Below are 26,916 nucleotides of genomic sequence, written 5' to 3' on the forward strand. Positions count from 1 at the left end.
TTTCAAAGATACAATCTGAAAGCAACTCACAACTTAATGCGTAATAATATCCTTTATCTGTCTGTTGCAAATCAGTCCATCAAAAAATCAATCAAAAATCAACATCCATCCCAATCTGAGCTCCAATTTTGGTGAAAACTTGGTGGCTCCTTGACGAAATGATTATATTTTAGCGCCAACAGACAATCCCGAGAGGGGATAAAAAAACAAAGTCATAACTGTGCCGTCATTGTTCACCCAGGTGCAAATCAATATTTCAAAGATACAATCTGAAAGCAACTCACAACTAATGCCAGCTAACGTTACGCATATGCCTAGTGGCGGATTTCGGACGATTCAACTGTCAAACCGTAGAGAAGTTTGAGCGGCCGAAAAGCCTTGCAAATTGCAGTAAAACCGCCATTAGGTGTATGCGATGTTGCCAACAGTACTTTTTAGTCTCGGAATAATGCTAATCCTTATTCCTGAAAGGTTAAAGCATATTTTTCAAATCTTGCATTCCAACAATTGCCATTATCTCAACAATATTATCATTGATTTTGTAATATATGGTGTCAGAACCACAAGGACATTTTCGATATCCTGCTTTTATGTAATCCACCGATTCAAATGCAAATGGATTCTCTGCAATAATTTCAAAATAGTCAAAAAAAGTATCAAAGTACTTATCAGCTTGAGTAACACCAAAATTTTTGATTCCAAAATGATGAATGCGAATCAAGTCCTCTTTGGCTGAATTGCTTAATCTATAATCAGCCATTAAGCAGAGACTTTGACTGTTTTAAAATCTGCTCTTTGGTATCACTTGTAAATCCACTCCTTTCGGAATGTTCTAATTTTGCTCTAATCCAGTCAATATGAACTTGCTGCTTCCGAGCCTGTCTAATCAAATCGTTGACAAGTTCACTTTTGCTTGAATATTCCTGACTGTCTATTTGAAAATTCAACCATTCATCATTTGGTTTCGAGAAAGAAATACTTTGTCTTGGCATAGTTTGCTTTTTTGATGTAAATTTACACCAAATATGAACCACTTGCAAGTTTTTCTCAGTATTGTTGGCAACAGTTTATATCACCAGTGCTGTGCTCAATATTTCAAAGATACAATCTGAAAGCAACTCACAACTTAATGCGTAATAATATCCTTTATCTGTCTTTTGCAAATCAGTCCATCAAAAATTCAATCAAAAATCAACATCCATCCCAATCTGAGTTCCAATTTTGGTGAAAACTTGGTGGCTCCTTGACGAAATGATTATATTTTAGCGCCAACAGACAATCCCGAGAGGTAATAAAAAAACAAAGTCATTTTCATCCATCAAAAACGAAACAATGGCCAAGAACAAGAAGAGTGGCACTAAGATGCAGCTGTTGAGTCCCGAGAATTACATACGTCAGCGTGCGCGGAGTTTGCCGGTGGCCGAGTGTTGGGTCAATAGTGCGTGGGTTGATGTGGGCATGGCCAATGTGTCAGTGGCTCGTCAGCATAGCAACGGCAATTACACCGTGGGGCACTATCTGGTGGATTTGAATTGCCTTGGGGTGAAGGATTGCATTGCATATTTTAACCTTACCCCCACTGAATATCAGGATTTGATGGCAGATCTTTTTGAAAGTGTTGAGTTTGAGCAGGTGCCTTATGCCTTGGTTCATAACATTGTGTATGCCGGGGTGGCTTTTGCCGAAGATTTTGGTTTTCAGCCTTTCGCCGACTTCACTTCGGTAGCTCAATATATTTTGGAGGAGGATACCGATGATGTTGAGCTGATTGATATTGAATGCGGTAGCAATGGTCAGCCGCTTTACGTGAAAGACCCTGACGATAGTGAAGCGCAGGTGCGTAAAGTGATTGCCACCCTTGAGCGGACTGCCGGTGTTGGGAATTTTATGGTGGTTGACTTAGATGAACCTCTGCACGGCGATGATGACGAAGAAGATGACGATTGGGAGGATGATTTCGGATGTATGGAGGATGAAGAACCTCTCGATTTGTCGTTTACCGAAACAGAGCTGCAGCAAAGCAATACCTTACAGTTTAAAATAGTCCTCGAAGGGGTAGAGGAACCACCGGTTTGGCGGCAGGTTGCTGTGCCCTCGTACTACACTTTTGAGCATCTTCATCATGTGATTCAAGCGGTGTTTGGTTGGGCAAACAGTCATCTGTTTCAGTTTTCCGATAAGGGATTCGATTCGCCCACATTTATTACCCATGTTTATGAGCATGTCGAGGTGGATGGCACTCCGATAGATGCGAGCAACCTCCGCATCAGCGACGTGTTTAAGCGGAAAGGGAAACGTCAGATTTATATTTACGATTTTGGTGATTTGTGGACGCACACGGTAACGCTTGAGCAGACCATTAAGCAACCGTCGCGCATCCCCATGATTCTGGATGGTGGGGGTGCCTGTCCGCCTGATGACTGTGGCGGATATAGAGGCTATGAGGAAATGAGGGAGGCCTTGATGGATGTGAATAATCCGGAACACGACTCATATCGCGATTGGCTTGGCCTTGATGAGGGTGAGGTGTGGGATCCCGAGACGTTTGATAAGGAGGAGATTCAGCAACGACTGAGTGTGCGGTTTATGTGGTAAATGGTTTCCGTCGAAGCTCTATTGCTGATCTTGTTGGAGATGTTTTATTAAACAAAGCGTAGGGATAAACGCTGAGGCTAAAGGCGCTGATTTAATTTGTAACGCCTTGCTTTTAAATGATAATACAGATCACTCAAAAGAGTTATGTAACAGGGGCAATGAATATCCGGCTTTTACGGTTATTCATTGCCCCTGTATATTATTTTGCCACCACCACTTTTTGACCGTCAATGATATAGATGCCCGGGATGAGGTTTTGGGTTGCTTCAGCGCGAATAATGTTGGCGCGAATGATGCGGCCGTCGATGGCTCGCACGTTAACCCGGGCGTTGGGATTAGTGATTGAGGCGGGGCGATTGACAATGGCTGTCGCTTTTGATGTGGCCAGTGTGATGGAGGCCACCACCTGTTTCCCGCCGAAGGTAAAGGAGAGGCTTCCTGTGGCGGGAGTGTCGAGGTCGATGGTGTGACTGACGTTGGTGGCATTGCCACTTGCATCTTTACGGGGAAACAGGTAATCGGAGCCCGAGAATGTCACGCCATTGAGTTCGCTCACCCACGAGTCGCCATCGGCATAGTTGTCGTATCCCGTCATGGTGATGGCGCTTACTTTGATGCCGGCAGGCAGGGTAATGGTGAACGGGACACCGGTTGAGAATTTAATACCCGGTGCAGTGCCGGTTGCATAGGTTTTTGAACTGGTATTGGCGATGGTGTAGCCGTCGTTGAAGAGCCATGGCGATGTCGCCCCGACCGCCCCGGCATAGGAGGTGTGATTGAGGGTGACGGCTGTGATGGGACTGTTGTCGGGAGCGAGGGTTGTGCCCGCGGGGGTACCCCCGGCATTTCCACTTTCGATGATGTGGCTCACCAGGCTGTTCATATATACCTCAAGCATGGTATAGCCGTCGGCGTTTTTATTATTCCGGTCGTTGGGGTTTTGAGGGTCGAGACCGTTGTTTGTTTCCCACGCGTCGGGCATGCCATCTCCATCCGAGTCGGAGGGGGGTGTGTCGGATGCCAGGGTTGGCCAAGGGCTGGTTTCGCCTGCAGGAAGGGAGATGTCGTTTTGGGTGTTGATGATGCCCGGAGCATTTCCCGATCCGGTGTTGGTCGCCGTGGTGTTTCGGGTGTCGGCCACCATTCGGGCATCGAGCCAGTCGCGATTGAGCGACGCGCCGGCATGGTCGAGCACGCGCTCGTAGGCCGTTGCCGCATCGTGAGTGGTGGTGTAAAGGTGATCGATGGGAGTGCTGCGCTTCATGTTGATTTTGGCCTCTTCGGTAAAGAGGTTGTCATTGTTTTCGTTGGATATCTGCGCATAGATGCCTTTGGTCCAGTTGTCGGCTGTCACATCACTGAAGCCATTCATGTGGTTTCCGTTGACGAAAAATGTGCCCCATTTGTGCAGCATGGGCAAAAAGTCAGGGTTTTTGGTGCAGTATTCGGTGGTGCGAATGCCGATGGCTGCAATGCGACAACGTATCAACTCGGAACGAAGATTGGTTGCCGGTCCTGGTTTGTAGTAGTTGTTGACGATGTTGACGTTCATGCCCTCACCGCCATAGCACCCGTTTCCACCCCAGTTGTAGATGACGTTGTTGCGCATGTCCATGCGTTCGTCCGTTTGAGTGGTTTTTCGGGGGCCCAGGCGCGGCGTTCGGCTGCTGTGGTGAGCCATCAGGTTGTGGTGATAGCTGGCGCCCGAACCGCCCCAGTTACCGCCGTAACCGTGGTCACCTTTGATATGTCCGGCTTTTTGGAGGCTTTGCGAGACGATGCACCATTGCACGGTGGCATTTTTCATGCCATACACCGAAAGGCATTCATCGATGCTCCAGCTCACCGAACAGTGATCGACCATGATGTTTTCCTGATCCATGCCGCCCAGTCCGTCGCCCTCGTGATTGGCTACGTTGGTATTCCCCAGTCGGAACCGCACGAAACGGACAATGACGTTACTGGCTTCGATGGTGAATGGGTAATCGGCAATGCAGATGCCGTCGCCCGGCGCCGTTTGTCCGGCGATGGTCACGTTGCCGTTTTTTAGGGGCAATGCAGAGGTGAGACGGATGGTTCCGGACACGTCAAAGACGATGGTTCGTTTCCCGCTTTGGTTGATGGCCCAACGGAAGGTGCCGGTGGAGCCGTCATCGGCCAACGAAGTGACGTGCAGGACGGCGCCTCCTCTTCCCCCGGTGGTGTAGCGTCCAAAGCCTTCGGCACCAGGGAACGCCGGGGTTAATTCGGTTTGGGCTGTGAGGTGCATAAATACCATGAGCATCCCGATGATGAGGGTGGCATTTTTGAGTGTTTGGTTCATTTGAAGCGTTTTTAGCTGTTGCAAAATATTTTTTTAGACATAGCATCTTGTTTGCAAATGGCGATGCTATTCGTGTGACGAACCGGTTGCTCGATGGCGTTTTGTTTCTCTTATTGGCCGGTTGTTTCAGAGTGTAAAGAAACTGTGACTGGCTGTTTTGGATGGGTAAGGATTTGTTTTAATTGTGTATTTATTGACACATTTTAACAATAGTGAGGTGTGTTTGTGGAGGAGGGGAGGAGTTGAGGAGTTTAAGAGTGGAGGAGTGGAGGAGTGGAGAAGTGGAGGAGTGGAGGAGTTTAAGAGTTGAGGGGTGGAGGAGTGGAGGAGTTTAGGAATGGTGGTATAATTTGAATTGTGGGAATTGATGTTGTTGAACCTCTGCGATAAAAAACAGCAAGGGCGTCGGAGAAATCCCGACGCCCTTGCTGTTTTAATGGAACACTAAAGCGGTGACGCTTTGGTGTTGATGGCGAATCAATGGTTTTGCAGTTTGATGAGGTTGAGAGCCGAACCGGCTTTGAACCATTCGATTTGCTGAAGGTTGTAGGTATGGTTTACCATAATGACCTCCTTGTTGCCGTTGGTGTGAACCAGTTCAATGGCCAAGGCTTTGCCCGGGGCAAACTGATCGAGGTCGAGGAAGTTGAGGGTGTCGTCTTCCATAATTTTGTCGTAGTCGGCCTCATTGGCAAAGGTGAGGGCAAGCATTCCCTGTTTTTTGAGGTTGGTCTCGTGAATACGGGCAAAGCTCTTTACCAGCACGGCTTTCACGCCCAGGTGACGGGGCTCCATGGCGGCATGTTCGCGGCTCGATCCTTCGCCATAGTTGTGGTCGCCCACCACGATGGAGGGAACTCCGGCGGCCTTGTATGCACGTTGCACAGCCGGTACTTCGCCATATTGACCATCGAGTTGGTTTTTTACCTTGTTGGTTTCCCCATTAAAGGCATTTACGGCACCAATGAGCATGTTGTTGCTGATGTTGTCGAGGTGACCGCGGTACTTAAGCCATGGGCCGGCCATGGAGATGTGGTCGGTGGTGCATTTTCCCTGTGCCTTGATGAGCAGTTTGGCACCGGCGATGTTCTTGCCATTCCAGGGTTGGAAGGGTTCGAGCAGTTGCAGGCGGTCGCTGACGGGGCTCACGGCCACGTTCACGGCCGAACCATCGGCCGCGGGTGCCTGATATCCGTTGTCTTCTACGGCAAAGCCTTTGGTTGGCAGCTCATCGCCCGCGGGGGCATCAAGCATGACTTTTTGTCCATCGGCATTGACCAGCGAGTCGGTGAGCGGATTGAACTCGAGAGTTCCGGCAATGGCCAGTGCGGTCACCACTTCAGGCGAAGCCACAAAGGCGAAGGTGTTGGGGTTGCCGTCGGCTCGTTTGGCGAAGTTGCGGTTAAAGGAGTGAACAATGGTGTTTTTCTCTTGTTTTTCGGCGCCCATGCGCGCCCACATGCCAATGCAGGGGCCGCAGGCGTTGGCAAACACCTTGCCGCCAATTTTGTCGAATATGTTGATGAACCCGTCCCGATCGATGGTGTAGCGCACCAGCTCAGAGCCGGGCGTGATGGAGAATTCGCCTTTGACGGTGAGCTTTTTGTCCACGGCCTGTTTGGCGATGCTAGCGGCACGCGCAATGTCTTCGTAGCTCGAGTTGGTGCAAGAGCCAATCAGCCCCACATCGACCTTCAGAGGCCATCCGTTTTTGCGGGCTTCGTCGGCCACTTTCGAGATGGGGGTTGCCAAGTCGGGCGAGAATGGGCCGTTGAGGTGAGGCTCCAGCTTGTTTAAGTCAATTTCGATGACCTGGTCGAAGAATTTTTCGGGGTTGGCATACACCTCGGGGTCGGCTGTGAGGTGTTGTTTGACGGCGTTGGCAGCATCGGCCACGTCGGCACGATTGGTGGCGCGCAGGTAGCGCTCCATCGATTCATCGTATCCAAAGGTGGATGTGGTGGCTCCGATTTCGGCGCCCATGTTACAGATGGTGCCTTTCCCGGTGCATGAGATGGAGGTGGCGCCTTCGCCAAAATATTCAACCACGGCACCGGTTCCGCCTTTCACGGTGAGGATGCCGGCTACTTTCAGGATGATGTCTTTGGGGGATGTCCATCCGTTGAGTTTTCCGTTGAGTTTTACGCCAATCAGTTTGGGGAATTTGAGTTCCCAGGGCATTCCGGCCATCACGTCAACGGCATCGGCACCGCCCACGCCAATGGCAATCATGCCCAGTCCGCCGGCGTTAACCGTGTGCGAGTCGGTTCCAATCATCATTCCGCCCGGGAATGCATAGTTTTCGAGCACCACCTGGTGAATGATTCCGGCACCCGGTTTCCAAAACCCGATGCCATATTTGTTACATACCGAGCTGAGGAAGTCGTAAACTTCCTTGTTGGTGTCTTTTGCGATGGTCAGGTCATTGGCAGCACCTGTTTTGGCCTGAATGAGGTGGTCGGCATGCACCGTTGAGGGCACCGCAGCGGTGGCTTTTCCTGCTTGCATAAATTGAAGCAGCGCCATTTGTGCGGTGGCATCCTGCATGGCCACGCGGTCGGGTTTGAAATCGACGTACGATTTTCCCCGATCAAAGGCATTGGTTGGTAATTCGCCCGCCAGGTGGGCGTAAAGGATCTTTTCGGTGAGCGTGAGTGGTCGTCCGAGCAGGGCACGGGTGTTGTCCACTTTTTGCGCCAGGTGGGCATAGACGCCCCGGATCATGTCAATGTCGAAAGCCATGGTGATGGTAATTTTTATCGTTTGGCCAAAAATAGGGAAAAATTGGTATCGTGAAGGTTAAACATTGATAATGGGTTAAATGTTTTTTGCGGATATTGAGATGTCGGTGCGTAACTTAGTCGGGAGGCAGTGAGGTGCGATTTTCGTTGGAATGCTTGAAGTGTTTTATGATTGTGAGACGCACGATCGTGCGTCTGTACCACCAAGGAGGAGGAAATGATGGCAAAGCGTCGATTATTTGTGGCGGTTCCCATTGTAGGGGCAACAGAGTTGCAGCAAGCCTTGCCGGGGTTGCATGGTGCATTTTCCGGTTATCGGGTGCGTTGGCTTGGTGCTGACGAGTGGCATGTGACGTTGTGGTTTATCGGAAATATCGAAGCGGGAGCGGTTGACGCATTGGTGCACGATCTGTCAGTGGTAGCGGGCGCGTGTGATGGTTTTGAAGTGTCGATTACCGGCTTTGGCGTTTTTGGAGCCGAGGCGCATCCACGTATTTTGTGGGCAGGGGTAGAAGGGGGTGAGGGTTTGTTGCGGCTTCAGCAGGCAGTGGTGCCCTGGGAATTGATGATAAAGCCCTTTGTTCCGCACATCACGTTGGGACGTTTTGGGCGAGATCATGGCGGAGAGTGGCCTGCGGAGTGGTGGCAAGGCAATGTCCATCGGGCGATGGATGTGGTGCGGGTGCGTTGTTTCTCGTTGTATGAGAGTGAGTTGATGCCGGGCGGATCAGTCTATCGGCGGTTGCACGATTTTGAGTTGCGGGGGAGTTTAGGGCAATAAAAAAGCCCCCTTATTCAGGAGGCTTTCGATGATATTGTGAATGTAATTATTTCACAGTGTCCATGTGAGCGATCAAATCCAACACTTTGTTAGAATAACCCCACTCGTTGTCGTACCAGCTAACAACTTTCACGAAGTTGTCGTTCAAAGCAATACCAGCACCTGCATCGAAGATAGAAGTGCGAGCATCGTGGATGAAGTCAGTAGAAACCACTGAATCTTCAGTGTAACCCAAGATACCTTTCATTTCGTTTTCAGAAGCTGATTTGATGGCAGCTTTGATAGCATCGTAAGAAGCAGCTTTTTCGAGACGAACAGTCAAGTCAACTACAGAAACGTCAGCCGTAGGTACGCGGAAAGCCATACCGGTCAATTTGCCGTTCAAAGAAGGAATTACTTTACCAACCGCTTTAGCAGCACCGGTAGAAGAAGGAATGATGTTGTTCAGGATAGAACGACCACCGCGCCAGTCTTTAGCCGAAGGAGCATCAACAGTTTTTTGAGTGTTTGTAGCTGCGTGTACAGTTGTCATTAAGCCTTCAACGATACCGAATTTATCGTTCAAAACTTTAGCGATAGGCGCCAAGCAGTTGGTTGTACAAGAAGCGTTAGAAACCACGTCCATGTCTTTGGTGTATTTGTCGAGGTTTACACCGCAAACAAACATAGGAGCGTCGTTAGAAGGAGCAGAGATAACAACTTTCTTAGCACCACCTTTCAAGTGAGCACCAGCTTTTTCGGTTGTCGTGAACACGCCGGTTGATTCAACCACGTAGTCAGCACCAGCAGCACCCCAAGCGATGGCAGCAGGATCTTTTTCAGCGAAGAATTTCACTTCTTTACCGTTCACAACCAATTTACCGCCTTTGTTTTCAGCAGTACCTTGGAATTTACCGTGTACAGTATCATACTGCAACATGTAAATCAAATAGTCGATGTCGAGGAAAGGGTCGTTTACTGCAACGATTTCCACATCGTTTCTTTCTTGAGCAGCACGAAAAACCAGACGTCCGATACGTCCGAAGCCGTTAATACCTACTTTAATTTTTGACATTTTAGAACTTTTTAGAAAGTTATTGTTTTAGAGTCATAATTTTCTTGCGGCACAAAATTAAAAATTCGTGCTTAAAAGTTCAAGATAATTCATTTTTTTTTGGTATAATAAGGTGAAAGGACGTTAAAAACGGGGATGGCGATCCTTTTTGTAGAGTAACGAGCACAAAAAAAGGGACTCAAGTCCCTTTATGCGTTGATCCACCGATGCGCATTATGCGTGATGAGCGGGCAGTTCAGTGTTGGCATTGCTGTAAGCCGGGCAATCTTGAGCGCTTTTGCACGATTGAAAGCCAATGGCCATCACGGCGACTACAGCAGCAAAAAGGAAGAGTTTTTTCATGGTGATGCATTTACATTATTGTGTAAAAATAATCGAATTGGTTAAATTCGCCAAGGTTTTTTTGAAAAAAAGACTTGAGAGGGATATGAGTTTAGGGGGCAGGGGGTTAGGAGTGGAAGAGTTAAGGGGGGAGAGTGGAAGAGTTTAGGGGTGTAAGAGTGTAGGAGTGTAAGGGTGTAAGAGTTTAGGAGTGTAGGGGGGGAGAGTGTAAGAGTGTAATAGTGGAAGAGTTTAGGGGTGTAAGAGTGTATGGGTTTAGGAGTGTAAGAGTTTATGGGTTTAGGAGTTGAAGGGTGGTAGGAGTATAGAGAATGTAATGGAGGTTTAAAGAACCATGAGGTGAGGGGCGGCGTTAAGATGGTGTTGATTGTATTTTTATTGGTGTTAGATGTTGATATTCATATAAATAAAAGCCGTTGAGGGTCACGGTGCAATCGTATGTTGATAAAGATTTTATTAGGGACATCCATCTTGTTGCATTTTTTTGCGGCGTCGGTGGCACTTCGTTTGACGAAGGTGACAAAATATAATTTGTCGTGGATGCTGATTACTGCGGCGCTCATTTTTATGGCAGCACGTCGCTGTGTTGAGGCCTTGCCATTTTTCACGGATTTACGGTCGCAGGATTTCCGGTTGGCGTTTATCTGGCTTGGCATTGCTTCGTCGCTATGTTTTGCCATCGGTGTTTTTTTGATTGGGCGCATATTCAAGTACATCCGTGAGGTGGAAATCAAGAAGCGAGAGTACGAGAAAAAACTTCTCACGGCCGTTATTGAAACAGAAGAAAAGGAACGTCGACGCTTTGCCAACGACTTGCACGATGGCTTGGGGCCTTTGTTGTCGTCCATCAAGTTGTCCATCTCATCGTTGCATGGCGAGGTGACAGACAGACAGCGTCAGCGAGTGCTCGACAATGTGGAGTTGGTGGTGAACGAGGCCATTCGGAGTATCAAGGAGATATCGGACAACCTGAGTCCGCATGTGTTGGTTCATTTTGGCATTGAAAAGGCATTGGGTAATTTTATCAATAAGGTGCATGTGTCGGGTAAGTTGCGCATACAGACCGATTTTCAGTTGCAGGGCAGTCGTTATGGCGAAAATGTTGAAACAGTGCTTTATCGGGTGGTTTGTGAGTTGATCGCCAACACTTGTCAGCATTCGGGAGGCGACAAGGCATGGGTGAGGCTGTGGGAGGAGTCGGGGCATCTGAAGCTGACTTATCGTGATAACGGCAAGGGTTTTGATCCCGAGCGGGTGCTTGAGGATACGCACGAGGGTTCAGGTCAAAGTAACATCCGTTCGCGAGTGGCTTCGCTCAAGGGGCAGGTGAGGTTTGAGAATGCTCCGGGAAAAGGTATCTTTGTGTCACTTGAAATACCAACGTCAAAATGAGCGCACAAAAAATAAAAGTGACCCTGGTGGATGATCATCTGTTGTTTCGTAACGGCTTTCGTTTGCTGCTCGATCATTTGCCGGAGGTTGAGGTGGTTGGCGAGGCATCTGATGGCGAGGGATTTTTGTCGTTGCTGTCGGGTCGACATCCCGATTTGGTATTTTTGGATATCTCAATGCCGGGCATGGGCGGGTTGGTGGCTGCGCAAAAGGCGCTGTCGATGTGCCCTGGCTTGCGCATCATCATGTTGACCATGTATAGCGATGAATCGTACTACTATCAGCTGGCCGACATGGGGGTGAAAGGTTTCTTGCTGAAGAGTTGTGATTTTAGAGAGGTCGAAATGGCCATTCACACGGTGATGGGTGGGCAGACGTATGTGTCGCAGGAGTTAATGATGGCCATCATGAACACGCACAAGTCGGGAGGGCCGACGTTGCAGGAGATGGTGAGCCTGAGCGACCGCGAGAGTGAAATTCTGGTAGAAGTGTGTAAAGGCTCATCCACGCCCGAGATTGCCGATCGTCTTTGCATTAGTCCCCGTACGGTTGAGAAGCATCGTTCCAATATTCTTTTGAAGACGGGGTGCAAGAATACTGCCAGTTTGGTGGGGTACGCGATGAAGAATAAGTTGATATGAGGGATTAAGTGTGCGAAAGTTTAAGAGTTCAAGAGTTCAAAAGGAAAATAGCAAAGTGACTAAGTGCCTGAGGGAGAATCAGCAAGTGTGCAGGAGTGTAAGAGTGCAAAAGGAAAGTAGCAAAGTGACTAAGTGCTTGAGGGAGGAAGAGTAGACGTGCGAAAGTGCAATTAATTATATAAAGGGTGATGAAGCCGGTAGCAGATGATCGATTTGGAGGAGCCATTAAGCGAGCTGTGGTGGCGGGAGCGACCGGGTTGGTGGGGCGTGAGTTGCTGCAGTTGTTGTTAGATGATGGGCGCTATGCCGAGATTCATGTGCCCGGCCGTCGGTCGCCCCAAGTGGATGATGACCGGGTGCGTTTCCATGCCTGCGATTTTGAGGATTTTTCGTTCCTTCCCACCGTGGGCGTTGACGAGGTTTATTGTGCCTTGGGCACGACCATTGGCAAGGCCGGATCGCAAGATGCATTTCGACAGGTCGATTTTGATGCGGTGGTGAATCTGGCGCGTTGGGCCGCCCATGTTGATGCCGGTCGTTTTGTTGTGGTCAGTTCATTGGGGGCAGATGTCCGTTCGGGCAATTTTTATTTGCGCACCAAGGGGCAGATGGAGCGCGCATTGAAACAGTGCGGTTTAAATTCTTTAATCATCGTACGTCCATCGTTGCTGATGGGGCAACGGGGAGAATTTCGTTTAGGAGAGCGGTTGGGTGCCTGGTTGATGCGTCCCTTGTCGGTGTTGATGATCGGGCGCTTTAAGAAATATCGCCCCATCGCGGCTGCCAATGTGGCCAAGGCGATGAAACGGTTGGCCGAGAGTAAGTTTGGCGATGTTTACGTCGAAGAATCCGATCAGTTGCAGTTGTTGGCCAATGGTTATTCGTCTACCCTATAATTGATTGCATGCGTTTGCTACTCGTTATCGTTTTTAGTGTGGTTTTATCGACCGGTTTGGTGGCGCAGGAAAGTTCATTTACGCCTGTTCAACGAGCGCGGATGTTGCATGTGGTTGAGCAAACCGGACTGCTGAAGTCATTGTTAGGGGATTGTTTTGCTTATAATCGAGAGCCGTTTTATGTGGTCAATCATGGAATATCCCGGTTCGATGCACAGGCGGCTGAGGATTACCTGAGTGTTCACCCCGATTCGTTGGTGGTCGATTGGGCGAGTTTATCGCATCAGTCTCCCGGGTTGTTGGCCGAACTGGCCGTGAAGCTGGCCTTGTGGGAGTTGGTGCAGGATCCCGATGGGCTTTGGGCATGTGAAGATGCGTCGTTGTGCGAGGCCTTAATGAAGCCGTTACATCGTTATTTGCCCGAACGTTATCGGGAGCGACCACAGTCGAAGGGAGCCCGTCACATTTTGGGAGTGGTGATGCACCCTTCGCGTCCGTTGTCGGTAAAGAGGCAGCAGATGGAAGCCTTGAAGGTGACGCCCCGAGAGCAGCGACAGTTATTGATGGCGTGGTCGCAGGCCGTGGAGCGATATGTTCAGGCACAGGGGCGACGTTATTTCACAATGCTTGCTGGTGAGTCGGTTGGTTTTGAACTGAAGATGATGGCGGCCGGAGAAGGGAGCGGCACGGCCGGATTGTTGGGAGCCTATGAGCGTCGCACGGATGATACCACGCGCTTTAGTTATGCCAAGGGATGCGGGCTGTTTAATTATCAGTTTGAAGGTCAACGGTCAAGTGTCACGCCCCGATGGTATGCCGAGGTTCGCACGGTGGCCTCACGCAGCGGTAGCAATGCGTTGCATGGTGCTTTGTGGGGCGTTGACGGGAAAAATCAAGCATTGGTGGTGGTCACCCGTGGAGACCGGAGTTATCATTTATTTCCGACAGGCTCGCTGCTCACGCCCGATCAGAACCATTCGGAGGGGATGAGTTATCTGGATTACCTACAGGCAGTGACGGCGCTAAAGGTCGAGCGGCCGGTGGCACGCCTTCAGCAGGAGGGAGGTCTCAATGAGTTGTTGCAGGCCGAGTATGAAAGGAAGGAGGAGATTGAGGTGCGTTTGCGGGTGCTCGAAAGCGAGATTGACAGCTTACAGCGCATGCCGGGGGTGATATCGGGCGATATTCAGGGGCGACGTCAGCAAATCAATGTGTTATTGGGCAGTTTGTCGGCACGCGAACGTCGTATTGTTGAGCTCGGCCGTAAGGTTTCAGCACAGGTGACCAAAGCCGAAAAAGCATCGGCAGAAGTAGATGCCATGCAGCAGTTATTGGGGCCCGCTCCGCAGCGTTGGGAGAAGCAGGGCGAGTTGTATCGGTATGATGATGGGGTGATGTTTGATGCCACGCGTCAGGATTTGATATTTCCTGATGACATATTGAATGACACCCTCACCATTCGGCTGGTGTCGGCAGCCATGACGCTGAGTGGCCGGTTGCGCGACGAAGTGCAGTTGTTGGCCTGCATGGTGAATGTGCCCCCGGTCGTTCCCGAGGAACCATGCCTGTCGGATTCCGATGAACGTGAGTTTATGTTTTACTATCATCCCGATGCGATTGTGCCTACCGTGAGCATCGACAGTTTGATTACGTTTTTAAAGGGTCTGAATGCATCTCAGGTGAAGGTGGCCGTTGAAACTGACGTGGCAGTCACGGCATCGCGGGCAAGGTATGCCGATGCGTGCCGCGAAAGGATGCATCCGTTGACCGATTATGGTCGTCAGCGATATGCCCGTGTGCGAGTGATGGTTGCCGATGATGTTGCGGAAGTATTTATTGTTGCCGGTACAGATCCGGTGCCAACCCGACTGTCGGGATTGACCAAGCAGGAACGGCGAGCCTTAGGGATTCATCATGCATCTGTGGCAAACAATGAGGTGTTGGCGCGACAACGAGGGGAATACCTTCGTCAACAAATTGAAACGATGGAGGGGCGATAAAAGTCCGATTGCGTGCCCCATTTGTGGTGCTACTATTGTGGGGTTCCGTAAGTTTTGTGTAAGGAATGGGGATGTTGGTCAAAGACACATTTCGTTGGCCAAAAAAAATGATTGACCTCGGATGGGAGTTCTTAAATTTGCGATTGAAAAATAAACGTGTGGGGCGATTCCTGAAAAAGGTGTTTCAACATCGCGTTTGAGAAATCATAGACAAATGAATACATGAAACGAGCCAAGAGGCGTTCTCGTTGATGGAGGGAGAGGGATTAAATGCAGAGTTCTCAACGAACACGGAGGCGCCCAGGGGTTTTCTGATGATGATGTAAGTTTGAGAAATCTAAAACCTGTTTCAAATAAAAAAGCAGATAACTTAGCGTTAACTCAACTTCCTCAACATATCCAACGAAGAATTGACACTGATTTGTAGTGAGTTAAGATGAGAGCCGGTGAGGAGAAGAAACCTCAGTGTAGCTCAGCAAAAGAGTTTTATCGTCGTGTTAATGCGATTTAGTGGGTGAAAGAGATGTCTTGAAATTCAGTTGTTTGCTGATTTATTGACATGTAAAATGAACCGTGAATCTTCTTTGTTACGCAAATGAGAATGGAAGAATGGCATCGCCAATGATTTATGGTGAGTTCCATCTGACTGATAAGAAATAAATAATTACCAGGTTAATATTCTCAAGTCCTCCTATGGGGATGAGGGGCTAAACATAATTAAAATGAAAACGATGAAGGTAGTCGGAGTGTGCTTGTTGATGGTGTTGTTGTGGTCGCCACAAGCGAAGGGGCAGGGAGTGTTCAATGTTTATCATGACGAAGTGGCTTTTCGAGCAGCGATTGGGATTGTTCAGCAGGCCGATGATTTAATAGATTTGGAGTCCGGAGCCATTGCCTGTCGTTTGGTTCGGGGATGTCATCAATATGGTTTTTGTTGTCGCAGCTACAGTCGTTTGTTGTGGAATTCGCCCGGTGCCCTGGCGGCAGGGTTTCCAATGGATACCCTCTATGTGAGTAACGCCAATCGGGTGATTCATTATGTGGGCGGTTATTTCTACAATGTCGATTCCGACGGACGTTTTGTCAACAGTCCTGTGACGCTGAAGGTGGCCGGTTTTAGTTTTACCTTTCAACCCGAGAGTTCATCGACCTTTACGGGTTTTGTGTTCTGTCAGCCGGTCGAAGAGGTGTCATTTACGGGCAATGTACTCAACTTAAAGGACGACGTGGTGCTGACAATGACGCATGTGTACATGGGGAGTCAGGAGAACATGGCGTTGACGAGGCGGTAGGAGGTTAGCCCCCTAAATCCCCCCAAAGGGGCACTTTGGGTGTTTCGTCTTTAATTGCTTCTGTGGTTATTTCTTTTGCGCTTTTGAATGCGGCCGTTATGCTGCTTACTTTGTTGTGCACAAATTGGCAAACCCTCTGTGTTGAAGCACAAAGAAAACGACTGTTGCATAGCCGCTTTTTCTCACACTTTTATTTGAACAATTTTGCAGTGTGAGGTTCTAAGCAATTATCTTTTTGAAATAGGTACTTTGTATATAATCTTAAAGCCCCAACGGGCGAAACCGATAGCTGCCTAAACTGACAATCACTGCACGTTTGGTTAAGTACTGCGTTCAATAACGCTCTCGCTCTTTTGGGGCTATGAGGATGGCATTCCTAACCCTTGATTGAAATTAAGCGTTGAATAATAGTCTAATGAGAGGCACCAGTAAGGCTGTAGCCAGTCCCATGAGTCCAATGGCAAGCCCACTGATGGCGCCCTCAATGGCGCCCATCTCGATGGCACGAGCGGTACCCAGTCCGTGAGCGGCGCTGCCCATGGCCAGTCCTTTGGCTATTTTACTTTCGATACCCATTTTTTGTAAGATGAAGGGGCCGACAATCCCACCAAACACACCCACCATCACCACGATGACGGCCGTTAGCGGGGGTATTCCGCCGAAGCGTTCGGCGATGCTGATGGCTATGGGGTTGGTGACTGATTTTGGCTCGAGCGAGGCCACGATGGCCTCGTTGGCGCCCATCCAGCGGGCAATGAGACCCACGCTGATGATGCCCAGTGCGCTGCCGGTGACGATGGCCGTGATCATTGACCAAAGGTGTTTGCGGATGTGAGAGACCTGTTCGTGCAGGGCATAACCGAGCGCGACCACCGAAGGGCCCAGCATGAAGTCGATGAGAGCGCTGCCCTGTTTGAAGTCGTCGTACGGCACGTTGAGCAGGGATAGTACGGCAATGATGACCGCAATGGTGGTAAGCACCGGGTGCAATACCGCCAGACGCGTTTTGCGATAAAGCCACACAGCCGCCAGATAGGTTCCAATGACAAAGGCCAGCGTGAAGGGTTGTGTGGCAAACCAGGATTCTATTCGTTCCATGATTCCATTTTTTGTTGCACGTAAGCCGTGGATATGAGTACCAGGATGGTGCTGATGATTACCGACACCACTATTGGCGCCCAATATTGTCCGATGTATTGCATCGAAATCATGAGTCCCACACCCACAGGGACAAAAAATAGGGACATGTGTGTGGTGATGCCCACAGCCACGGTGCGCAATTTGAGAGCGTCGACCCATTTTAATTGCAGGGCAATAAACAATAGTACCATTCCGATGACATTGCCCGGCACGATGCCCTGAATGAGCCAGCTACAGAAATTCCCAATGGCATAAAAGAGAAAGATGATGAAGAATCCGTAAAGCATGATACAATTTTAGCATTGCAAAAATAGTGTCTTCGTTGACCTGTTGTGACTCAATATTGGGAAATGGTTGGTTTGTTTGGATAGTTTAACGTTTGAAGCATTTGGTGAAGACAAACGATTGAAAAAGACTTATTGGTCGATTAAAGTTGGAGTTTGGCATGCCGAAAATTCTTTGCTGTCAAATAATCGCTGACGATTGTTGAAAGGGGTTGACATCGTTTGGTGAAGAGCCTTAAATTGAAGGGAACACAATAAAAGTAAATAATCACTTATGAGGGCGTCGGCGTGGGCGGAATGAAGCCCTGTTTAAACGATTTGAGGGGTGAGGTATTTGTTTGCGGACAGTGAAAACGGCATGTCATCCTGTGACGTTTAATGCGGAGTGTTAAAAATGTTAAAGCAACTTCTATTTTTTGTTTTTTTTATGAATCCGGTCTGGTTGAGATCGTGTGTTGTGGGTGTTTTAATTTTTAAAGCGTTCTAAAAGTGCAGTAAATCAGAGGTTAAGATGTGTTTGTGGTTCGATTAAGGAACCTTTACAATTTGTTGGATTGTCCACTTGATAAAGACAATCGTCCACCTGTAAAGGTGAAGGACAGGCTAAATTTGCATATAAATGTTAAAGACGAGGAGATATGAAAAGTATGAATCACTTCATTAATGTCATCTGGGATGTGTCACGAATGACTAACTGTGTATTTGAAAAGAGATTCGGATTTAAATAATAGAAATATGAAGCGAGCCATGAGCAAGTCTATAATGAGATACAGGAGGGCTCCCGGCGAGTCCCATGAGGCCATTGATAAATAATTAAACACATTAAAACAATCATGACGATTAGTAAGCAACACACAGGAGAATCGAATTTTGTTGTAGCCAATGATTTCTAAACCTCATTGTCTTGTGTTTTGATACTCACGTCTTAATACTTTTTTTAACACATGAAATCACTCAAATTTAATTTTATGAAAACAACCAGAATGTTGAGGTGCGCATTTTTCGCATCTGTTTTGGCGGCATTCAGCTTTGTTGGGTGCGAGAAGTCGGAGATGTATACGATTGATTCTCCTGCGAATCTCCAACAGAAAATAGATTCCATCGCTTATGACCTGTTGCGGAAGAAAGAAATTGCTGATTCGATTGCAGCAGCAACAGCCGCTGCTTTGGAGGCTCGATTGATCAATGATGTGTATCAGGTTGGAGCGACGGATAATTCTACTGGATTTTGGGGAGGCCATTCTAAGTATTATCGTTTAGCCACAAATGCAGACACTGTTTACGTGAAGTTTAAGAATTTTTCCAGTGGGAAAAATGTTTGGACCAACTGGGTGCAAGCCATTACCAATGATGTGCCTCGTGGAGGTGCCGGTTATGTTGAGTATGCGATTTGGCGAGCCGATAACGCTACGGCGAATAACATGGCTTGGGGAACTGAGAATGGTGTTTCATGGAACACATCAATGGATGGTGATGTACATAGTTTACAGCAAACGACCAACTATTCCCAAATGGCAACTGCGAATGAAAACTTTGCAGATTTTATCAGTTTGATGAACGGCGCTGATTGTGTGGCATCTATTACGCGCGGTGATGACTCGGTATATGTGGATGTTCAAATGACCGCCTTGTCGGGTCGGAAGTTAACAAAGAAATATTTCATTGTTGAGCGTGGTATAAAAGATAAACCTATTCGTATTTTCTGGACTGTAGATAATAGTCATCTCGTGTTTTATAAGTCATTGACGCCTGCGTTGGATGAGTATACACCTGCTTTTGATCTCGATCCAAATTGGAACAGTGGAGCTATTGAAGAACCTGTTGAAGAACCTGTTGAAGAACCTGTTTCAGTTACCTATAGAGCAGACATGACTGCAACCATTACAACGACCTCAAATGAGGTGTTTACTTATACGTATTTTGCAGAAGGTCTGCCATATACCGGCTATGGTACATTCTTGGTTATTGAGGGAGGACATATGGTTCTAAATCCTACCGATACCTATTATTGTGCCTTAGCAGATAAAGACAAATCCAGTGCCTGGTATTATCCTTATTCATCCACAACAACTGTTGGTTTAGTGGATAATTCGACACCATGGTGGGCTCATTTCTCTAATTATACTGCAGTTATTGGAGAAGGGTATTTCCATTATAAATTTATTAATAATACGAATGGTTTAACCAATTGGAACAACTGGTGTCTTGCTTTAACGAACGGGCAGAATCGAAATAGCAATAATTACAAAGAGTGTTTTGTCTTACGTTCTGATAATTACGGGTGGGGTGATTACTATGTCGCCGATAATCTGACGAATGATTATGATTGGGCGAATTTCACTGAAAACATGAAAGGAGCAACCGTTGAAATCTCCCTGAAAATTTCAGCAGAGACTTCGGCTGAACTCAAGTCGATGAGTGTTAGTAAGGCATTAATGCCCGGAGAGACCATAGAATAGTACTTTGTAAGAGGATTAATCATTAAGATAAAATTAGATAATTATGAAATATTCATATTTAATCCTGCTGGGATTGTTGTCGCTAGCACCGTCAACATATGCGGAAGGAACCGGCAAGGCCGAGCAATTGTCGATTGTTCAGACGGGCAACGTTACTGTAAAAGGTAAAGTTGTTGACGAAAATGGCGAGTCAGTTCCCGGGGCAACGGTACTACAAAAAGGCACCACGAATGGTATCATCACAGATATCGATGGTAATTTTACCCTTTCTGTACCTTCAGATGCTACATTGTTAGTCACTTTTATCGGTTATAAGAATGTAGAATTTATTGTGGATGGAAAAACCAATTTAGGAAACATTACTTTGGTTTCAGATACCAAAGAACTCGATCAGGTGGTGGTTGTCGGTTATGGCACGCAAAAGAAGGCTGACCTGACCGGTTCTGTAGCCATCGTGGATGCAGAGGCGATGAAGAAAGTCTCAAACTCGAATATCTCCACCATGCTTCAGGGGAAAGCCTCGGGGGTTCAGATTACCTCCGATGGTCAGCCGGGAGCCGATCCTGCAGTACGCATTCGCGGGATTGGTTCGTTTGGCGATACCAATCCGCTTTATGTTGTGGACGGGGTTCCAATGGGAACTACCATTCGCGATTTCTCTCCCAATGATATCGAGACGATTCAGGTGCTGAAAGATGCATCCGCAGCTGCCATCTATGGATCTCGAGCTGCAAACGGGGTGATCATTATTACCACCAAGCAGGGTAAGAAGAACTCCCCCATGAAGATTGATTATCGAGGATACTTTGGGGTCGACCGGGTTCAAAAGGATGTGTACAATGTGATGGATGCTGATCAGTACAAGCAGTATGTGATAATGGCATACGAAAACAGCGGCATGAGTGTTCCGGGTGGTTATAATTCGGGAAGCAGCGATTATTTGTGGACAACCGATGGCAGTGGTAATGAGAAAGCGTCTGTTGATACGGATTGGTTTGATTCTGTATTTAAAACGGGCGTTCGTCAAAATCATAATTTGAACTTTTCCGGTGGAGGAGAGAATAATACCTATAACATTGGTTTGGATTATTATAGTCAGGAGGGAACCATGGTGGGAGCCGGCCCAAATTTCGAGCGTTTCACGGCACGTATCAATAATTCGATGGATGTGAAGTTTATTAAAATCAAAACAAACATCGTTTATAGTCACAGTGATCAGGATAAAATGGCGCTCAGTAATGCCAGCGAATACGTTGAAGGGTTGTATGGCACTCAATATCCGGTGATGGCATCTGCGCTTTTAACTCCTCCGACCATCAAAGATTACGATGCATCGACCTGGGTGTTGGATGGCAAAATTCCTGCGGCGACTGAATTTACTTATGACTCTTATGGTTTTGGGACATACTACGATGATGTTCACGGAGATTTGCGCATTTCCAACGTGTTGCTTACAAACAGTCTGCTCGAGCGTAATACGAAAGTTGACCGAATTGTTGCATCTGCTTCAACAAATGTTGATGTGTTGGAAATGTTGGGGTTAAAAAGCGATAACCATAAGTTTTCTTACAATCTAAATTTGTCGTATAGTAACACCCATGTGAATAACTATACATTTGTGCCTGCCTTTATTCAAAGTACAAACGTGAAGTTATTGAAAGAGGATGAGACACTTAGTTTAGTTAATGAGTATATTGGTGATGGACTGATTGAGAATACCTTTAACTATAATGCAAAGTTAGGGCTACATCATTTTGATGCGGTTCTTGGTCAGACTTTCCAAAGCGTATATTTTAAGTCGCAAACCGGTGTGGGTAACAATTTTCCGGAGCCTTATTATCTGCAATTGTCCAATGCCGCAGAAAAGAATTCATACAGTTACGAAAGCGAACATTTATTGGCATCGTACATTGGTCGATTGAATTATAATTTTGATGGCAAATATCTTTTGTCTGCAACAGCACGTCGTGATGGATCCAGCCGTTTGTCGGCGGATGATCGTTTTGAAATCTTCCCATCTGTATCGGCCGGTTGGCGTATCGAGCGTGAAAATTTCTTTCCTGTTGACGATACCACCATTAGTTTATTTAAATTACGTGGTAGTTATGGTGAATTGGGTAACGAGAATATTGGTGAGTATCAGTATATGAATACGATGGATCGTGGTAATTATACTTATGCATTTGCCAACAGCGTGGTGACCGGTTCTGCAATCAATACGTTTGTCAATAATGCCATTCGATGGGAGAAGAAGAAAACGCTTGACTTTGGGCTAGATTTAGCGATGTTCAATAATCAGTTGGAATTCAATTTTGACTGGTATAAATCGACCTCCGAAGATCTGCTTTATTATACCGCAATTCCTTCTAATGGTGGTTTTAATAACTCCGGCATTACTTCGAATGCTGCAACTATGATCAATCAGGGGCTTGAGTTTTTACTGACCTACCGCAATTTTAACCGAGCGGTGAAATACGAGATTTCGGCAAACGTCTCTACTTTCAGTAACGAAGTCACTAAATTGGGGATCAATAATGAGCCTGTAACATCCAGTATGTGTCGGACCGAAGTGGGGCAGGAAGTGGGACAGTTTTATGGCTATGTGCTTGAAGATGATGTGAGAAATTCTGATGGCACTTATAGTATTCGAAATGGCATTGCTCAAAGTCAGCGCGCAATTGACCAGCGTGTTAATTCGAAAGGATTATTCATCTCTCAAAATAAAGCTGCAGCCGGTGACCTCTTGTATAAAGATTTGGATGAAGACGGTGTCATCACTGCAAAAGATCAGCAATTTTTAGGAAGTGGCTTGCCCGATTTTACTTATGGGATTAATGCACGTGTAGAATGGAAGGGGTTTGATTTAACCATTGCTGCTTTTGGTGCGGTTGGTTTCCAAGCAGTCGATTTTGTTGATATGGCATTGCGGAGTTCCTATGGTGCCACAAATAAAGATGTTGATTTGCTAAATGCATGGACACCAACTAATACGGATGCAAGTTTGCCTCGTGTGCAAAACAAAGCTGATGTTACCAGTAATGATTATTTTAGTGACCGCTACATACAGGATGCTTCTTATTTGAAACTTGCGAATGTGCAGTTAGGGTATAATTGTCCAGATAGTTGGTTTGGCGGGAAAATCAATGGTGTGCGTTTATATGTATCCGGACAAAACCTGGCTACCATATCTAAATACAAAGGGTATAACGTGGACTTTGCAGGTGGTACATATACACCGGGTTATAACTATTGTTCATATCCATCACCGACATCGGTTATGTTTGGGGTCAATATGTCGTTCTAAATTAAATTGAAAGGAGAATTTTATTATGAAAATTTTAAATAGATATATCGCAATACTGGCATTAATTGCAGGTTTATCCGGTTGCGATGACCAGCTGGATGTTGTCAATCCGAATACTCAAACAACGGATGCATTTGGGAATTCAGAGTCTGAACTCAATGAGGCTTTAATTGCATGTTATAGTCTGAGTCGCTTGGAAGGCACCAATGCTCGTGTAGGGTATGTGATGGATGCTTTACGAGGCGACGAAATCTGGAATTCATCTCAACAATGGTATCTGGCTGCCGATAATCTCAATGCTTTGTCGGATTACTTTATGCTTGAATGGCCTTGGCGCGATAATTTTTGTGTCGTGAATCGTACTAATTTTATTTTGTCTAAAGTTGAAACGGCGCTTAAAGAGGGATCTGATTCGTATAAACAGATTAAGGGACAGGCTCTTTTCTTAAGAGCCCAGGCTTATTATAATTTAGCAATTTATTATCAGGTTTGTCCTATTGAGTTGGATTATGATGCCTATTCTGATTTGAATAATTTGTACTCTCCTTGTGCGACACAGGATGAGGTTTGGGATCAAATTGAAGCGGATTTATCTGAAGCAATGATCCTTTTGCCATCACGTGACAAAGGAGGACAATGGGCTCAAGGGCGTGCTACTTGTGGTTCTGCAGCCGGATATATGGTTCGTGCATTGATGTTTCGTCATAAGTTTGATAAAGCCTACATCGTGTTAAAAGACATTATGGACGGAAAATATGGAAAGTATCGTCTGATGGACGATTATGGCGATAACTTCAGAGAAGGGACTGCTTATGAGAATAATGATGAGAGTTTGTGGGAAGTTCAGTTTATGGATTATGGCACTGGTGGAACCAACGAAGTGTGGACGACCGGTAACCTGAACTCAGACGCAACCCAGGGGCATGCCATTGAGAGTAATTTTGCTTCTCAGGATTTTGGAAGCTGGGGTGATATTGCCGGATCAAATTGGTTGTATAACCTGTTTAAAGAAGAGAAATCTACCGATGGTTTCTTAGATCCCCGTTTGTATTGGACTTTGGTGACTTATGAAGAAGAATACGATGCTGTGACCGGTAAACCAACTGCGGCCTATCCTTCAGGGGATGTTCGTTCCAATACGGTTTATCAGACAAAACTTGAAAAAGATAGCTGGATGTATAAAATACGTTCGAACACGGCTCAAGGGGGCATCTCGATTGCTAAGTTTACCAATGCAAGAAATAATATCTACAAAAGTTTTGGTACCGGATTGAAATGTGGGGTGAACATTCGTTTGATGCGATATAGCGATGTGTTGCTTCGTGCAGCCGAGTGTGCCAATGAATTGGGATATATTAAAACGGCAGTGGGGTATATTAATCAGGTGCGCGACCGCGTGAAGCTTCCTTTGCTAAAGGCCGAAGACTTTCCAAATTCAGATGCTCTTTTTGAGCAAATTGCGAATGTGGAGCGTCCGAAAGAGTTTGGTTGTGAGTATGGTCGCGGCGCAGACTTGATCCGTTGGGGATTCTTTTATGATGCCGGACGTTTGCAGCAAATGACAGAACATGCCTATTATGTTTTGGCGCCTCAAATGACGATTCCTGATCCTGAAAACCCGGGGAAAACCAAGAGTGTTTCATATGTTGAAACCAAGGAGCTTACTTCTGCCAATGCAACCGGCTCTTCTTTTTCGAGTTATTCTAAAGGGCATGAATATTTCCCGATTTGGCAGACGCATCTCAATAATAACGTAAAGTTAGGAAGTGGTAACTCCGCCAATACCAGCACTGACAATAGCACTGCTTTCTTCCAAAAAGGATATAAGGTTCGTCCTGTTGTGAAGTGATAATCAAATATTTTCAATCAATAACTTCCTTATCTGTGTGTGTCCGTTAATGGGTAAGGAAGTTTTTTATCAAAAAAATGTTTAATCATGAAAATCAAGTATTTTACGGTTTTGGCAGTCAGTGTTCTTGCTTTTGCATTTACAGGCTGTAAAGATGATGATGTAGAACCCAATGTTGATCCGGATCCTGTTCCCTCATTCACAATACCAACTTATGCCGATGACTATTCGTCAATTTCATCTTGGGATAACCGAAACAGTTGGAATTTGGCCAATGTACACGACCCGTCAGTTGCTTATTATAATGGTTATTATTACATGTACGGTACCGATGCTTCTTATGGTAATGCACATGACGGTCATGGTCACTTTCAGGGCAAAAGATCCAAGGATTTGGTGAATTGGAAATGGGTGAGTGGACCATTTTACGAGCCCCCTACCTGGGTTGCCGATTCGTTAAATGCGATTCGTTCGCGCATGGGACTTGCGGCGATTGCCAAGGCTGATATCTCTTATGGATATTGGGCGCCAGTTATTCGGCGCATCACTGTGGATGGGAAAGAGATTTTGCGCATGTATTATAGTGTCGTGATTGATAATTTTATTAAGAGTGGTAAGGTTAATTCAGCGAAAAACTTTGATGGCAGTTGGTCTGAGCGTGCCTTTATTGGGATGTGTGAATCGACCGATCCTGCCGGAGGGATTTGGACAGATAAGGGGTATGTAACCTGTTCATCTTCTGATCGCGGGACTAATTATAGTCGTGTCAGTTATGATAAAGATTGGGATGGGTATTTTTACTATAATGCCATTGACCCGACATACATCGTTGCGCCTGATGGCAATCATTATCTCATTTATGGCTCATGGCACAGTGGTTTTGCGCTGTTGCAAGTGGATGCCACCACGGGTAAGCCGCTCAATCAATTGGGTGAGCCTTATGCCGCCAGCGCCAGTGAACTGGAATCCCGCTACGGTAAGCGAATCGGAACCCGTAAAGCCTCATCGCGCTGGCAGGGTAGCGAAGCACCCGAAATCATTTATAAAGATGGTTACTACTATTTGTTTATGGCCTACGATGGTTTGGATGTTCCGTACAACACACGTGTGGTTCGCAGTCAAAACATCGAAGGTCCTTATGTGGACATCAGAGGGCGTAGCTTTACCGATGGAGAAGGGGATAGCTATCCCATTGTGACCCATCCCTATAGATTTAATCTGAGCAATGGTTGGGTTGGAATTTCACACTGCGCGATTTTTCAAAAGGAGTATACCGGGGAGTGGTTCTATATGTCGCAAGGTCGTCTGCCAGCCGGGGTTAATGGAAATGTTAACTCCAATGCCTTGATGATGGGGCACGTGCGCCGTATTGTTTGGTGTCCGGCATCTGCAAATGAGCCCGATAACCTATGGCCCATTGCTTTGCCTCAGCGTTACGCCGGTGTGCCTGATTATGGAACGATCACCAAAGACTCGTTGGTAGGAACCTGGGAGCACATTAAATTGGAGTATGCCTTTAGCGCGCAAAATGCTGCCACTTCCCTGACACTGAATGCCGACGGTACCATGTCCGGCGCATTGACCGGTAATTGGAGTTACGATGAAGCCAAAAAGCAACTCAAGCTGGGTAATGTGATTGTTTGTGTTGAACGAGAAGTGGATTGGGAGGTTACCCCGCGTCGTGTTACATTGGTGTATGCAGGAACTGAAAAGAACCTTAATGCAACCTATTGGGGTAAACTGAAAAGATAGCTCATGGTTGTTGAGTGATGTGGATATATTGAAGCTCCTGCTGAACACTTTCACACTCATGAGCATGATGA

General features: G+C 46.8%; 19 protein-coding genes. 11 read left to right on the forward strand and 8 right to left on the reverse strand.

Annotated features, from left to right (window positions below; all coding sequences use genetic code 11):
* Positions 1-472: 472 nt before the first annotated feature.
* Together LX69_RS09550 and LX69_RS09555 are read right to left on the reverse strand one after the other, a co-directional pair.
* Positions 473-760, reverse strand: a complete 288-nt coding sequence (locus LX69_RS09550; RefSeq protein ID WP_111445806.1) for a type II toxin-antitoxin system RelE/ParE family toxin — start codon at positions 758-760, stop codon at positions 473-475.
* Positions 753-992, reverse strand: a complete 240-nt coding sequence (locus tag LX69_RS09555; protein ID WP_111445807.1) for a ribbon-helix-helix domain-containing protein — start codon at positions 990-992, stop codon at positions 753-755. Before LX69_RS09555 ends, LX69_RS09550 begins: the two co-directional genes overlap by 8 nt.
* 340 nt (positions 993-1,332) lie before the next feature.
* On the opposite strand from LX69_RS09555, the gene LX69_RS09560 reads away from it, so the two are divergent.
* On the forward strand, positions 1,333-2,595 hold the full coding sequence (locus tag LX69_RS09560; protein ID WP_111445808.1) for a plasmid pRiA4b ORF-3 family protein: 1,263 nt from the start codon (positions 1,333-1,335) through the stop codon (positions 2,593-2,595).
* A 199-nt stretch (positions 2,596-2,794) separates the two neighbouring features.
* Here LX69_RS09560 and LX69_RS09565 read toward each other — a convergent pair whose 3' ends face one another.
* Positions 2,795-4,918, reverse strand: coding sequence for a pectate lyase (locus tag LX69_RS09565; protein ID WP_111445809.1), 2,124 nt, complete (start codon positions 4,916-4,918; stop codon positions 2,795-2,797).
* A gap of 477 nt (positions 4,919-5,395) precedes the next feature.
* Positions 5,396-7,660 (reverse strand): aconitate hydratase, encoded by a 2,265-nt coding sequence (locus LX69_RS09570; protein ID WP_111445810.1) that lies wholly within the window; start codon positions 7,658-7,660, stop codon positions 5,396-5,398.
* A 216-nt stretch (positions 7,661-7,876) separates the two neighbouring features.
* Between LX69_RS09570 and thpR the strand changes: the two genes are divergently transcribed.
* Positions 7,877-8,440 (forward strand): RNA 2',3'-cyclic phosphodiesterase, encoded by a 564-nt coding sequence (gene thpR / locus LX69_RS09575; protein WP_111445811.1) that lies wholly within the window; start codon positions 7,877-7,879, stop codon positions 8,438-8,440.
* A 46-nt stretch (positions 8,441-8,486) separates the two neighbouring features.
* Here the strand turns inward: thpR and gap are convergent, their stop codons facing one another.
* A complete protein-coding gene (gap, locus tag LX69_RS09580; RefSeq protein ID WP_111445812.1) occupies positions 8,487-9,494 on the reverse strand; it encodes a type I glyceraldehyde-3-phosphate dehydrogenase in 1,008 nt (335 codons plus the stop codon).
* Between the two features lie 213 nt (positions 9,495-9,707).
* On the reverse strand, positions 9,708-9,836 hold the full coding sequence (locus LX69_RS18240) for a hypothetical protein (protein WP_262509759.1): 129 nt from the start codon (positions 9,834-9,836) through the stop codon (positions 9,708-9,710).
* 438 nt (positions 9,837-10,274) lie between these two features.
* Between LX69_RS18240 and LX69_RS09585 the strand changes: the two genes are divergently transcribed.
* The 5 genes from LX69_RS09585 to LX69_RS09605 all read left to right on the forward strand — a co-directional run bounded on the left by LX69_RS09585 (position 10,275) and on the right by LX69_RS09605 (position 16,057).
* The gene (locus tag LX69_RS09585; protein ID WP_111445813.1) at positions 10,275-11,228 is read left to right on the forward strand and encodes a sensor histidine kinase; all 954 of its coding nucleotides are present in this window, start codon (positions 10,275-10,277) and stop codon (positions 11,226-11,228) included.
* Positions 11,225-11,869 carry a response regulator gene (locus LX69_RS09590; protein WP_111445814.1) on the forward strand — a complete coding sequence of 215 codons (645 nt, stop codon included), beginning with the start codon at positions 11,225-11,227 and terminating at the stop codon, positions 11,867-11,869. The genes LX69_RS09585 and LX69_RS09590 overlap by 4 nt, the downstream gene beginning before the upstream one ends.
* 188 nt (positions 11,870-12,057) lie before the next feature.
* Positions 12,058-12,765: an NAD(P)H-binding protein gene (locus tag LX69_RS09595; protein ID WP_111445815.1), complete on the forward strand. Its 708-nt coding sequence runs from the start codon at positions 12,058-12,060 to the stop codon at positions 12,763-12,765.
* A gap of 8 nt (positions 12,766-12,773) precedes the next feature.
* Positions 12,774-14,765, forward strand: coding sequence for a hypothetical protein (locus tag LX69_RS09600; protein ID WP_146260704.1), 1,992 nt, complete (start codon positions 12,774-12,776; stop codon positions 14,763-14,765).
* Between the two features lie 731 nt (positions 14,766-15,496).
* On the forward strand, positions 15,497-16,057 hold the full coding sequence (locus LX69_RS09605; protein ID WP_146260705.1) for a hypothetical protein: 561 nt from the start codon (positions 15,497-15,499) through the stop codon (positions 16,055-16,057).
* A 393-nt stretch (positions 16,058-16,450) separates the two neighbouring features.
* Here the strand turns inward: LX69_RS09605 and LX69_RS09610 are convergent, their stop codons facing one another.
* Positions 16,451-17,155 carry an LrgB family protein gene (locus LX69_RS09610; RefSeq protein ID WP_111445818.1) on the reverse strand — a complete coding sequence of 235 codons (705 nt, stop codon included), beginning with the start codon at positions 17,153-17,155 and terminating at the stop codon, positions 16,451-16,453.
* Positions 17,143-17,484: a CidA/LrgA family protein gene (locus tag LX69_RS09615; RefSeq protein WP_111445819.1), complete on the reverse strand. Its 342-nt coding sequence runs from the start codon at positions 17,482-17,484 to the stop codon at positions 17,143-17,145. Before LX69_RS09615 ends, LX69_RS09610 begins: the two co-directional genes overlap by 13 nt.
* A gap of 965 nt (positions 17,485-18,449) precedes the next feature.
* On the opposite strand from LX69_RS09615, the gene LX69_RS09620 reads away from it, so the two are divergent.
* The 4 genes from LX69_RS09620 (at position 18,450) to LX69_RS09635 (ending at position 26,845) form a co-directional block, all read left to right on the forward strand.
* Entirely contained in the window at positions 18,450-19,940 is a 1,491-nt protein-coding gene (locus LX69_RS09620; protein WP_170124319.1) for a hypothetical protein, read from the forward strand.
* 43 nt (positions 19,941-19,983) lie between these two features.
* Positions 19,984-23,244 carry a SusC/RagA family TonB-linked outer membrane protein gene (locus LX69_RS09625; protein WP_111445821.1) on the forward strand — a complete coding sequence of 1,087 codons (3,261 nt, stop codon included), beginning with the start codon at positions 19,984-19,986 and terminating at the stop codon, positions 23,242-23,244.
* A 25-nt stretch (positions 23,245-23,269) separates the two neighbouring features.
* Positions 23,270-25,093, forward strand: a complete 1,824-nt coding sequence (locus LX69_RS09630; RefSeq protein WP_111445822.1) for a RagB/SusD family nutrient uptake outer membrane protein — start codon at positions 23,270-23,272, stop codon at positions 25,091-25,093.
* A gap of 87 nt (positions 25,094-25,180) precedes the next feature.
* Positions 25,181-26,845, forward strand: a complete 1,665-nt coding sequence (locus tag LX69_RS09635) for an arabinan endo-1,5-alpha-L-arabinosidase (protein WP_111445823.1) — start codon at positions 25,181-25,183, stop codon at positions 26,843-26,845.
* Positions 26,846-26,916 lie beyond the last annotated feature (71 nt).

The organism is Breznakibacter xylanolyticus (assembly GCF_003254275.1).
In the GTDB taxonomy this organism is placed as follows: domain Bacteria; phylum Bacteroidota; class Bacteroidia; order Bacteroidales; family Marinilabiliaceae; genus Breznakibacter; species Breznakibacter xylanolyticus.